14 protein-coding genes are annotated in these 11,618 nt (G+C 61.7%); 9 read left to right on the forward strand and 5 right to left on the reverse strand.

Going from position 1 to position 11,618, the window contains the following annotated elements:
* The first annotated feature begins 82 nt into the window (after positions 1-82).
* Positions 83-1,726 (forward strand): adenylate/guanylate cyclase domain-containing protein, encoded by a 1,644-nt coding sequence (locus NEI07_RS08620; protein ID WP_256034024.1) that lies wholly within the window; start codon positions 83-85, stop codon positions 1,724-1,726.
* 479 nt (positions 1,727-2,205) lie between these two features.
* On the opposite strand, the gene NEI07_RS08625 is transcribed toward NEI07_RS08620, so the two are convergent.
* Entirely contained in the window at positions 2,206-2,862 is a 657-nt protein-coding gene (locus tag NEI07_RS08625) for a pyridoxamine 5'-phosphate oxidase family protein (RefSeq protein WP_256034025.1), read from the reverse strand.
* A 277-nt stretch (positions 2,863-3,139) separates the two neighbouring features.
* Between NEI07_RS08625 and NEI07_RS08630 the strand changes: the two genes are divergently transcribed.
* Positions 3,140-3,853, forward strand: a complete 714-nt coding sequence (locus tag NEI07_RS08630) for a class I SAM-dependent methyltransferase (protein ID WP_256034026.1) — start codon at positions 3,140-3,142, stop codon at positions 3,851-3,853.
* Positions 3,854-4,023: 170 nt separating this feature from the next.
* On the opposite strand, the gene NEI07_RS08635 is transcribed toward NEI07_RS08630, so the two are convergent.
* Entirely contained in the window at positions 4,024-4,893 is an 870-nt protein-coding gene (locus NEI07_RS08635; RefSeq protein WP_305123670.1) for an aldo/keto reductase family oxidoreductase, read from the reverse strand.
* A 71-nt stretch (positions 4,894-4,964) separates the two neighbouring features.
* Here NEI07_RS08635 and NEI07_RS08640 point away from each other — a divergent pair, with 71 nt between their 5' ends.
* On the forward strand, positions 4,965-5,660 hold the full coding sequence (locus NEI07_RS08640; protein WP_256034027.1) for a TetR/AcrR family transcriptional regulator: 696 nt from the start codon (positions 4,965-4,967) through the stop codon (positions 5,658-5,660).
* A 66-nt stretch (positions 5,661-5,726) separates the two neighbouring features.
* On the opposite strand, the gene NEI07_RS08645 is transcribed toward NEI07_RS08640, so the two are convergent.
* Positions 5,727-6,770 carry a zinc-dependent alcohol dehydrogenase family protein gene (locus NEI07_RS08645; protein WP_328516968.1) on the reverse strand — a complete coding sequence of 348 codons (1,044 nt, stop codon included), beginning with the start codon at positions 6,768-6,770 and terminating at the stop codon, positions 5,727-5,729.
* A gap of 86 nt (positions 6,771-6,856) precedes the next feature.
* Between NEI07_RS08645 and NEI07_RS08650 the strand changes: the two genes are divergently transcribed.
* Positions 6,857-7,480: a TetR/AcrR family transcriptional regulator gene (locus NEI07_RS08650; RefSeq protein WP_256034029.1), complete on the forward strand. Its 624-nt coding sequence runs from the start codon at positions 6,857-6,859 to the stop codon at positions 7,478-7,480.
* A gap of 39 nt (positions 7,481-7,519) precedes the next feature.
* Here NEI07_RS08650 and NEI07_RS08655 read toward each other — a convergent pair whose 3' ends face one another.
* Complete coding sequence (locus tag NEI07_RS08655) at positions 7,520-7,951, reverse strand: ester cyclase (protein WP_256034032.1); 432 nt, start codon at positions 7,949-7,951, stop codon at positions 7,520-7,522.
* A gap of 90 nt (positions 7,952-8,041) precedes the next feature.
* On the reverse strand, positions 8,042-8,404 hold the full coding sequence (locus tag NEI07_RS08660; protein ID WP_256034035.1) for a winged helix-turn-helix transcriptional regulator: 363 nt from the start codon (positions 8,402-8,404) through the stop codon (positions 8,042-8,044).
* 222 nt (positions 8,405-8,626) lie between these two features.
* Here NEI07_RS08660 and NEI07_RS08665 point away from each other — a divergent pair, with 222 nt between their 5' ends.
* From NEI07_RS08665 to ku, 5 genes are all read left to right on the forward strand, one after another.
* Positions 8,627-9,022 carry an ester cyclase gene (locus NEI07_RS08665; protein WP_256034037.1) on the forward strand — a complete coding sequence of 132 codons (396 nt, stop codon included), beginning with the start codon at positions 8,627-8,629 and terminating at the stop codon, positions 9,020-9,022.
* Positions 9,023-9,193: 171 nt separating this feature from the next.
* Positions 9,194-9,580, forward strand: coding sequence for a hypothetical protein (locus tag NEI07_RS08670; protein WP_256034039.1), 387 nt, complete (start codon positions 9,194-9,196; stop codon positions 9,578-9,580).
* Between the two features lie 295 nt (positions 9,581-9,875).
* Complete coding sequence (locus NEI07_RS08675; RefSeq protein WP_256034040.1) at positions 9,876-10,196, forward strand: hypothetical protein; 321 nt, start codon at positions 9,876-9,878, stop codon at positions 10,194-10,196.
* Positions 10,197-10,214: 18 nt separating this feature from the next.
* The gene (locus tag NEI07_RS08680) at positions 10,215-10,712 is read left to right on the forward strand and encodes a phage holin family protein (RefSeq protein WP_256034041.1); all 498 of its coding nucleotides are present in this window, start codon (positions 10,215-10,217) and stop codon (positions 10,710-10,712) included.
* A gap of 45 nt (positions 10,713-10,757) precedes the next feature.
* Complete coding sequence (gene ku / locus NEI07_RS08685) at positions 10,758-11,618, forward strand: non-homologous end joining protein Ku (protein WP_256034042.1); 861 nt, start codon at positions 10,758-10,760, stop codon at positions 11,616-11,618.

An 11,618-nucleotide genomic window follows, 5' to 3' on the forward strand; every position in this document is an offset into this window, starting at 1 on the left:
CTCTGGCGACCCCACGGTTGAAACGTTTATGAGAAACGACTGACGCATATGACGGCGGGCGTTGGCTTTCTGGGAAAATATGATGGTATCGCATGACTTTCAGCCGTCCCCCGACAGGAGTGATCGCGCGCTGCTTGCTTATGTACAGCAGGAGTTGAGCGCGCCTGCCGAGGCGATTGCCGGTTATGCCGAAATTTTGCTGGACGAGGCCGAAAGGAACGGTCACGGGGACTTTCGTGACGACCTTGAGAAAATCCACGCCGCCAGCCGTTCGCTGATTGATGTCATCGCGTCACTCGTCAGTCGGTCCCGCGCGCCGACGCGCGGGCCAGGCGAGGATTCCGAGGACTATCGTCGCCACTTGCGGCACGATCTGCGCACGCCCATCAACGCCATCAAGGGATATGGCGAGATGCTGCGCGAAGACGCAGCGGGCATTGACGACGCGCAGGCGCTGGTCTCGGACCTCAATCGACTTTTAGAGGAAGCGTCGCGCCTGCTTGAGCGCATCGACGGCCTTGTCAGTTTTTCGCTCCCCGAGACCGAGGCGCCGGCCAAGGACGCCGAAGTCGGCGCGGGACACGTCTCCGCCATGGTCGCACATCGCTTCGTCGCCTCTGTGCAGCCGATCTCAGAAGGCGAAGCCGACAGTGTCGCCGTATTGCCGAGCCGCATCCTCGTGGTCGACGACAACGCGTCCAATCGCGAGCTTCTGAAGCGCCGTCTAGAACGACAGGGCCACTCTGTCGCACTGGCTGAAAATGGGTATCGCTCGCTGGAAACGTTGAGGCAGGCGCCCTTTGATCTCATCTTGCTCGATCTGCTGATGCCGGATATCAGCGGGTTCGATGTCCTTTCGATCCTCAAGTCCGATCCTGCCTTGAGAGACATTCCGGTCATCGTGATATCGGCGCTGAACGAGATCGACTCCATCGTCAGATGCATCGAAGCGGGCGCCGACGATTATCTCGCGAAACCCTTCGATCCGGTGCTTCTTCGCGCGCGCATCGGATCGTCACTGGAGAAAAAGCATCTACGTGATCGAGAGCGCGAGGCGCTCGAAGCGTTGTGCATCGAAAAAGAGCGCTCCGAGCAGCTTCTCCTCAATATTCTTCCAGCGCCGATTGTCGCGCGCCTGAAGAGCGGCGAAACGGTCATCGCGGATCATGTCGACGACGTCACGATTCTGTTTGCGGATTTCGTCGGCTTCACCGAGCTCTCTTCCAGGCTGCCGGCTCCCGAACTTGTTGGCGTATTGGGACGCGTTTTCTCGGCGTTTGACGGGCTCGCGCTCAAATTTGGCGTCGAGAAGATCAAGACAATTGGCGACGCGTACATGGTCGCCTGCGGGCTCTTCGGCAATCGGGACGATCACGCGCACGCCGTCGCGGACATGGCGTTGGCTATGGCCGAAACTCTGGAAACACTCAACGATACATTGCCTGCGCCGCTCGAGATCAGGATGGGCATGAACTCCGGCGACGTCGTTGCGGGCGTGATCGGCGCGCACAAGTTCATTTACGATATCTGGGGCGACGCGGTGAACATCGCGAGCCGGCTGGAGTCGAGCAGCCTGCCAGGCCGCATCCAGGTTTCACGTTCGACCTATGAGCATCTGTGCGGGGACTTCATTTTGACGCCGCGTGACAGCCTCGAAATCAAGGGCAAGGGCGCCATGGAAGCCTTTTTTCTGACCGGGAGACGGCAGGGTGCAGCTTCCCATTAAATAGGCGCCGCCGGGCTGGGGTGTGAGCCGAGCGCTCTGCCCCCAAAGAATGAGACCTGCCTATTTTTTGATAGAGCCTTACGCCTTCGTCTTCCCCTTATGGACGCGCCCCTTGCTCGCGGGGCGCGCTTTTTTGCACAAGGATGGCGGTGACGTAATCTTGTGTTTCGGTCCGCTCTTAAAAGCCGCGTCTACTGCGCGATCGAACCGAGACCATGCAGATTCATCTGCCGCATCCTGGCCAAGTGATTTGGCGGTCCTTGTCATGACCCGCAATCCCCATAAGCAACCAACGCCGCCGCCGTCAGATATTCCCATTCCTGGTCGATGCAAGCGCAGCGTCGCCCATCTGTTCATGATTTCGCGGCCGCTAAATGGCTGGCGTCAGACGACGTCGCCGGCCGCCACGCCGCAATCGACGATTTCAACGCGCTCAAGGACTTCCCACACGCATTTTCCGGCGAGAAGCGAGGCGCCTCTTAAGCCTCGCCCTTCGCGAGCAGATCCCCGTACGCGGCTTGGTCGATGACGCCGCCGGCGGCTTCAACACGCTCTCGATCAAAAGATGGAAGCGCCTCTTGAACGATGTCGATCCGTTTCCATCCCGGCAGTGGCGCTTCGTCTCCTTCTGCGGCGACATATTTGGACTCGGCGATTTTTTGATAGCGATGAATGTAACGAGGACAATTCACCCACACGCTCTCGACCTCGACGCCGACGACAAATAGCGCGCCGGGGTAGGAAGCGAGGAGCGACGCTTCGCGCATGAGTCTTGCCTCGCCTTGCACACGAAGCCGGTTGGGCGTGACGAAATCGATGAAAAGCAGGCCGACCTTGCTCGTCTCCGCCAGATTTCCGGCCGAGTAAAACATGCCGTTGCCATCGAACCACGGGAAAACGAGCGCGCTTTGACCGACGACGCGAACGAAGCCCGGAGCGCCGCCCTTATAGGAGACCGTCGGACGACCGGCGGGATCGAGCGTCGAAAGAAAAAACATGTCGCGAGACTGGATGAATTCGATCTCATGGGGAGCAAATTCGGCGTGCATGACGCCGCCCTCCATTAAATCAGCGAGGCGGCGCGTATCGAATTCGTCTTGAAGCTTGCGGTGCTCGGCGCCGTAGAATTTTGACATCGATCTCTCTCCAACCGTTTGTCGAACGCGCGGAATTTTTTCAGCTCAAGGACGCCATGCCACAGACCGGCGCGGCGTCAATGATCAAGAGCCGCCGGATCGTGACAAGCGAAAAATGCCTCGCCTCGATCAGGAAAATTGCCCGAGATGCGCGTCGGAGGCTTGGACGGCGGCCCTGTGTCTTATGATCCCGTTGGCGACATGCCCGCGGGGTTCAGAAGCGGACGTTCGGAGGTCTCAGGAACGCGAAGCGGCCCGAATCTGCTATGTCGCGGTCATGGGTGATATCTATGGACGAGACCTCGCGGTCATCCACGTGGACGCCTTCGAGGCGCTCGCGGCGTCGGCGGCGGAAACCCTGCTGAAGGCGCTTTTTGAACGCGACCTTTCGGGACGGGTGCTTGATCTTGGATGCGGCGCCGGTCCGCTGAGCCAACGCATCGGCCAGAGGGGTTTCCCCACCTGGGGGCTGGACATTTCGCCCGCTATGATCGCGCTGGCGCGCGAGCGCTTGCCGCGGGCCGAGCTCCACTGCGGCTCCGTGCTCGATGCGGATCTGCCGCAGGCTGTGGCCGTCGCAGCTGTGGGCGAGGTGCTCAACTATGCGACCGCGCACGACCCTGGCGGCCTGACGCACGTGTTCCAGCGCGTGTTTGAAGCCTTGGAGCCTGGAGGCGTGTTCCTCTTCGACTTGGCAGGGCCTAGGCGCGTGGGTGTTGGAGCGAGCTTCAAGGAGGCGGCGTCATGGGCCGTCGGCGTCGTGGCGACGGAAAGCGATGACCTACTCGTTCGAAAGATCACCACATTTCGAGACCTCGGCGACAGCGCTTGGAGCCGCTCATTCGAAGAACATCGACTGCGACTGTGGCCAGCGGCGGGCGTGATGGAGAAGCTGGCCTCTTGCGGATTCCGCGTGGAAGAGCTGCTGGGCTACGACGGCGTCGCGATGCCGCCATCTCTCCACGTCTATCTCGCGGTGAAGCCGAGTTAACGTGCGTTCAAACTCCGGCGACGAAGCTGCGTTTGTTCGCATCGCGGGAGTGGCGAACGCCGACCCCTCCCGCCCGGCCGTCGCGCGAGCCTGAATTCACCGGCGGCAGCTGCGCGAGGCGGCAAATAAAATTTAGCCCCCTCTACGCCGTCGCGCCCTTCAAGAATCGCTCAGTCAGACGAACCGATGTTTGCGGCAACGCCGTTGAGCAAAGCAGTCGCCTCGTCCGGCAGATCGAGTTCGGTCGCTGAAAGATTCTCCCGCAGATGCGCGACCGACGCCGTGCCGGGAATCGGCAGAATATTGGGCGCGCGACGAAGCAGCCAGGCGAGAGCGACCTGCATGGGCGTGGCGTCGAGATTCCGCGCGACATCGGATAGGGTCGAGGATTGCAGCGGCGTGAACCCGCCAAGCGGAAAGAAGGGCACATAAGCGACGCCGCCGCCGGTGAGTTCGTCGATGAGAGCGTCGTCGACCCGGTGCGCGAGATTATAGTGGTTCTGCACGCAGGCAATTTTGCAGATCTCGCGACCTTCCGCGATCTGTGCGGGCGTGACGTTGCTGAGGCCGATGTGACGTATAAGCCCTTGCCGCTGAAGCTCCGCGAGCGTGGTGAGCGGCGCCTCTATCGAACCTTCCGCGGGGCCATGAGCGCTGAACATGACGCGCAGATTGACCACATCGAGCGCGTCCAGGCCGAGATTGCGCAGATTATCATGCACCGCCAGCCTGAGTTCGTCGCGTGAGAAGGCTGGCCGCCATGAGCCGTCTGGGCCGCGCCGCGCGCCAATCTTGGTGGCGATGACGAGGTCATCCGGATAGGGATGCAGCGCCTCGCGGATCAACCGGTTGGTGACATGCGGACCGTAGAAGTCGCTGGTGTCGATATGGTTCACCCCAGATGCGACCGCTTCGCGCAACACGGTCAGCGCCGCATCATGATCTTTGGGGGGACCGAACGCTCCGGGTCCCGCGAGCTGCATAGCGCCGTAACCGAGCCGGTTCACGGTGCGGTCGCCGAGTGTGAACGTGCTGGTCATCACCTTGAACCTTGTTTCGTGCTGCTCACGCAAATATATGAAACATCCTTCACTTTCTGAATTCGCATTCCATGAAGGCCGTCGCAACGACCCTAAGGCCCAGAAAAACCCCGGTTCAGGTCCGCTCGGCCGCGACCGTCGAAACGCTGCACATGGCGGCCATTCAGGTTTTGCTCCAGGGGGGCCTGAGCCGCTGTACGACGACCCGTATCGCCGAGCGTGCAGGCATATCGGTCGGAAGCCTCTATCAATATTATCCCAACCGCGACGCACTGCTCGCCGGCGTCCTCGAAAGGCATCTGGAGGGCGTCGCCAGCGCGGTCGAGCGCGCCTGCCACGAGCATCGAGGCCAACAACTATCGCAAATGGGTTCAGCCTTCGTCGTCGCTTTCCTGGCTGCGAAACTGCGCGACCCCGAGGAAGCGAAGGCGCTCTACGCCGTTGCGGAAGAACGGGGCGGCGCGGCGCTGGCCGCTCGCATGCGGACCCGCATAGCGGCGGCTGTCACGGCCATGCTGGCGAGCGCGCCTGACGCTCGATTCGACGATCCCGCTTTGGTCGCCAAGATCGCGCTTGGCGCTTTGGTCGGTCCGGTCCAAACCTTGCTCAAGGAAACTGCGCCGGCCCGAGTCACAGCGCGCCTCGAAAAGGAGCTTATCCTGCTCGTGACGGCGTATCTCCAAGCGCATCAGTCCAAGCCCAAGCGCCGCAGCAAGCCGGCGGCGATCGCCAGACGCCATCAAAAATCGAAGGCCGTTGCGTCATAGGCTGGTCGAACAGAACTGCGACTAACGCCGAGCTTCCTTTCTGAATTGACTCGCGCTCCCCAATATTCAGAGACGGATGACGAGCTTGCCGAAGTGACGGCCGCTCGCGAGTTCGTCGTAAGCGGCTTGCGCCTCGTCGAACGCGAAGCTTCTGTCGATCACCGGCTTGATTCGATGCGCGACGAGGAAGGCGTTCATCGCCTCGAACTGCTCGGCCGAACCGACATTGACGCCATCGATGGTTCCGTTGATCTGCTGAAGGCGGAAGAGGTTCGAGCGCGGCCCGAAGCCGGTGAAGACGCCGATCTGGGCGATGCGCCCCCCGGCGGCAAGCGCGCGTAGCGAACGGTCGAATGTGTCCGGCCCGCCGAGCTCGAGGATGTGCGAGACGCCGAGTCCATCGGTCAGCTTGCGCACCGGGACATCCCAGTCCGGCGTGGCGCGGTAGTTCACCGTCGCGAAGGCGCCGAGCGCCTCAGCGCGCTCGCGCTTCTCATCGGAGGAAGACAGTACGATCGTTCTCGCCCCCACGGCGCGCGCAATCTGCAGTCCGAACAGCGCGACGCCGCCGGTTCCCTGCACCAGCAGCGTGTCACCGGCCGCTATGCCGCCGCGGACCACGAGCGCCTGCCAGGCGGTCAGGGCGGCGCACGGCAGGGTGGCGGCCTCCTCGACGCTCAGCTCGTTGGGAATGCGCACCAGCGAGGCTTCGGGAACAGCAATCAAATCAGCAAGCACGCCATCGGCATCGCCGCCGCCGAGCGCCGCGGGCCCATACGCCTCGCGATAGGCGCCAGCGACCCAATCCCGATAGAAGATCGGCGCGACACGATCTCCGACGCGCCAGCGCGTAACCTCCCTGCCGGTCGCCACCACGCGCCCCGCGCCGTCGGAGAGCGGGATCAGTCCCTCGCGCACGGCTCCGAGCTGGCCGCGCAGGATGAGCAGGTCACGATAATTGAGGCTCGCGGCTTCCACTCTCAATAGCACTTCGCCCGGCCCAGGCGCGGGCGCCACATCCTCGACCTGGCCGAGACGGCTGCCGCCATCGGTCGGAACGAGCCGGTAAGCGCGGCATGTCGCTGACAGCGATGCTGCTGCTCTGGTCACCGTCTTCTCCCTTGGGATATTAAAATAGCGATCACTAGTTAAATACGCGATTGCGCGCCGGTCAAGATATTTTAATATCGATCGCTATGAAAAAGATCGAAAAGCGACCCCGCGGGCGGCCGCGCGCACTCGACCGCGACAAGGCGCTGGAAACGGCGCTGCAGCTCTTCTGGCGGCATGGCTACGAAGGCGCCTCCGTCGCTGACCTGACCGCAGCCATGGGCGTGACCCCGCCGAGCCTCTACACCGCGTTTGGCAGCAAGGAGCGGCTCTATCGGGAGGCTTTGGACCGCTACGGCGCGTCATATGGCGCATTCACCGCCCGGGCGCTGGCTGAGGAGCCGACGGCGCGGCGGGCGGTAGAACGAATCCTGCAGGAGGCAGTGGCGGTCTATTCCGAAGGGCCGTCGCCGCGTGGCTGCATGCTGGCCAGCGGCGCCGTAACCTGCGCGCCCGAGCACGCCCTGGTGGTCGCGGATCTGTCCAAGCGAAGATTGGCGATCATCTCCGCGATCAAGGCGCGGTTCGATCGCGCCGTGATCGAAGGGGAGCTTGCGCCCTTGACCGACACGGAGGCGCTCGCGGCCTTCTATGCGGCGGTCGTTCAGGGCCTGTCGATCCAGGCGCGCGACGGCGTCGATCGCGACGTGCTGGAAGCCATCGCTGTGACGGCGCTCCGCGCTTGGCCTGACGCTGTTGCCGGTCGCTGAGGCGAAGGGCGGGCGGCCGATAGGAACGAACCACGAGCGTCAGTCGCTGACCAGATCCCTATAGGCCTCAAGCGCCGCGCGCTCTATCCAGCATTCTGCGAGGCGTCCGTTCTCGACACGCCAGATGGCGATCCCCGAAAACTTGACGGGGCGCCCATCAGCGGGAAGACCAAATATCCCGTTGTTGAAGCCCGAGCACATCCACCGCGAGACGACGCGATCACCCGCCGCATTGGCGAAGACCTCGAGGATTTCATTGCGGGCATTCCTGAGCCGAGTTTGAAAATCGCTCACCCACTGCCGGAAGGCGTCACGTCCGCGGATGGTCTTCGTGGCGGAATGGATCTCATAATCTTCCGTCATTAGCTCGTCGATCGCGCCGAGATCATTGGCGGTACCATTCCATACCCGCGACAGAAAGGCTGTCGCCAGTTGCTCGGCTTGCCTTGAGGGGGTGACATCGTTCGGCATGCACGCCCTCCTCTACTTCAGTCCGTTCTTCCCTGGATGAAGTCTCACTCTCGGCGCTTCCGCGCGCCGCCCGACCCGCAAGTCCCGCACTCACTTTCGATCGACAGCGCCCCGTTTTTCGCGAGCCTTATGCACGCGCGACATGTTGGCCTCCGCCCATTCGCGGAGCGGATCGAGCACTGAATTCAGGCTTCGTCCGAGCGGCGTGAGTTGATACTCGACGGTGACCGGCACCGTCGCGAAGGCGCGTCGCGTAATCAACCCATCCGCTTCCAGACTCCGCAGCGTTTGCGTGAGCATCTTTTGCGAGATGCCCTCGATTCGTCGTCTTAGCGCATTGAACCGCTGCGGGCCGGGTTCGAGCAAGCCCAGCACCAGCACCGCCCACTTGTCGCCTATCCGATCCAGCAGTTGGCGCGTCGGGCATTCAGCCGCGTAGGGGTTCCAGCGCATCCTGCGATCCCTTGGTTACCATTAGGTACCTATACCACTTTCTAGTGCCTTCTTTCCAGATGTTACCTAACCGCTTAGGTAATACTGACTGGCATGAACGCCAGTGCGCGCACGGGGATCGCTCGATGTTCCGTTTGCGGCCGGCGCCGTTGCGGCCCTTGTATGCCTGCGCCTGCATCGTCCTTCACAACCGATGCGTTCCGATCAACACAGGAGACGAGAATGACAGATCCCAAGTCAATCCTTGCGGCGCTGGGAGGAAGCGTGTTCGCGAACAAGGATTTTTCGCAACTCGATCAGTTGATGCGAGAAGACTATGTCCAACACAATCCGTTCGTGCCGCAAGGCAGCAAAGGATTTCGTGAGTTCTTCGAGGCGTGGTTCCTGGCCGTGCCGGACTTCAAATATGAGGTCAAGAAAATTGTCGCCGAAGGCGATCTCGTTTGGGCCTATGGCGCATATTCCGGCACCCACGCCGGCGACTGGCTCGGCATTCCCGCGACAGGCAAGGCCTACGCCTTTGACGCCGTCGATATCTTCCGTGTTGAGGACGGCAAGCTCGCTGAGCATTGGGACGTCCTCGACATCTATGGGTTGTTCAAACAGCTGGGCGCGTGACGTGAGCCCCGTCGTTTAACGCGCGATGTTTAGCAGTCACTTCCGAGCCTTGAGCTGCGCGATACGGGACCTGCGCGGACCCTTCGGAACATAGAACCCATCAATTCAGTTTTCATCCTGACGGGCGGCCTTTGCCGAACCCAGGAATTGCGATTTAGGAGCACGGAATCAATGGATGCGTTAGCTGAAAATGGCGAGAACCCCATTGTCTGCGCCGACGAAGAATACAGCTTCTGCGATGCATCGACTCCACCGGCGCGGCCAGATGGAAATTCCGTCGATTTAGAGCCGCCAACACGGGCGCGCTCCCCGGTCGCCCAAGTGAAGGATTCGATGAGAGAGGCGATCGACACCATTGTGCAGTCGGGAGCGACCGATCAAATGCGCGGCTATGCCAATGAAGCCATGGGCAAGACCAAGTTAACTCTCGGGCTCGCCACGCAATCGACCCATCTCACGCTCAACGGACTCGCGCAGATCGTCGTTGGCGAGTTTCAAAAGTCCATTGGCGAAGCGAAGCTCGCCGAAGAGGGAAAGGACATCTCTTCGGGACTGTAAGGACGGCCAACAGACGGTCCGCGCGGTTACAATGGAACATTGGCGGGTGCCGTTTTGAGTGACCGACTTGCGAAGGTGGGGCGTTCCGCCCGGCGTCTTCGCCGCCGCGGTTGTCTTTGGCGCCGTGTTGATCATTCGCGCTGCCGTTGTTCAGAGCTCAACGATCCATATGTTCCCGCCGCACGAAATTAATCTTGCGGAGTAGCGCGCGCCACTTGGAACGCGGCGAGGAACAATCAACCGATCTGGAAGTTCAGTATTCGCCCAGCGGGGCAGTAACAGCGGAGCAGAGGGCATGAGCATAACATCTCAAGTCACGAACAAGGTCCAGGAGGCGCAAGAGGCCGTGACCAAGGCCTCGGCGAACGCCGCCGCGAAGGCGGCCTCGATGGCCGAAGACGTCAGCGCAAAGGTCGACGAAACCGTAGAGATGGCTGACGCCGCGTTAACGACAGTGGGCGAGCAGTCTCGGCAAGTCGCGGAGAAGGCCAGGTCGGCCGGCGAAGGGCTCAAGACAACCGTCGAAGGCGCGGTACGCGAGCAGCCGCTCACGGCGCTGTTGCTTGCTGTCGCCGGAGGATTCCTCGTCGGGGCCATGTGGAAGGGCCGCAGCTAATCTCGGGCGGGCAAGATCATGATACTGGATCCGATATTCCAACGGGTTGACGAGAGTATCGCGAACGCGACGCGAGGCGCGTCGCGTCTCGCCATCGTCGCGACCCTCGCGCTGTTCGCGCTCGGCTTCGCGACGGCCGCCGCCCACGCCTACGCCATGCGGACGTGGGGAGAGATCGCCGGCAACCTCGTCCTCGCCGGAGCTTTTCTCTTCGCGGCTCTCATCGTTTATCTCGCGACAAAGGACTCCGTCCCGCCGGAAACTCAAACGCGAACCGCTGAACTCGAACAGAGCAGCTTTGCGCAGCTCCCCTTCGTTGATCAGCTGTTCAAACCGGACGGAAACCTGATGCGCTCGATCGGCTCCTCGATCGGCTCGATGGCGCCTGGCGCGGCGAAAGCAGTGGCCGAACGCGTGGTGCCCAACCTCCATCTGATCATCGGCGCCGCCGTCGGACTGATGATTGCGTCAAAAATCTCAGAAAAGCTTGACAGTACGAAGTCTCCGGAAGCGTAATCGGCGGGCGAGCGTTCCGCCGCCCGCGAGCGTACGAGGTTTGCGTTGTCGCCGAGAGCGAACTGGAAGGGCTCTCTGAAGATTGCGGAGCTCACCTGTCCGGTGGCGCTATACTCCGCGACGTCGACGTCTGAGAGGATCGCGTTCCACACGATCAACCGATCGACCGGTCACCGCGTGCGGCGAACCTTTGTCGATAGCGACACCGGCGAACCTGTGGAATCCGGCGACCAAGTCAGGGGCTATGAGGTCGGTAAGAACGAATATGTCGTTCTCGAACCGGAGGAAATCGCTCAGGCGACGCCAAAAAGCGATAAAACTCTAGCGATCGACACATTCGTGGATTGCGACGAAATCGACGCCGTCTATTTCGACAAGCCCTACTATCTGTCCCCCGCGCAAAGCGACGCGAACGAACTTTTCGTTCTGATACGCGAGGGCATGCGCAAGAACAAAGTCGCGGCGCTCGCGAAGACAGTGCTCTTCAGGCGCGCGCGCACCGTTCTGATCAGCGCTTATGGTGACGGGCTTCTCGCGACGACGCTGAACTTCGATTATGAGGTGCGCTCGGCGCAGCAGGCGTTCGACGACGTGCCTGAAGTTAAAGTGCAGGGCGAAATGCTTCAGCTCGCCAAGCACATTATCGACACGAAGCGGGGCGCCTTCGACCCCTCTACGTTCGAAGATCGCTATGAGGCCGCCCTCGCCGAGTTCGTAAAAGCGAAGCTGGAAGGCACGGCGATCGCGCCGCCGCGTAAGGCTCGGGAAGCCAAGGTCGTCAATCTGCTCGAGGCGCTGCGCGAGAGCGCGGCTCTTTCCGAGCGGAGCGACAAAGCTGCAGCCAAGAAGCGAGCGGCGCAGCCTCGCAAGACCAGAACAGCGGCGACGCGCCGGAAAGCGAGCTGA

It is taken from the genome of Methylocystis suflitae (assembly GCF_024448135.1).
GTDB lineage: Bacteria > Pseudomonadota > Alphaproteobacteria > Rhizobiales > Beijerinckiaceae > Methylocystis > Methylocystis suflitae.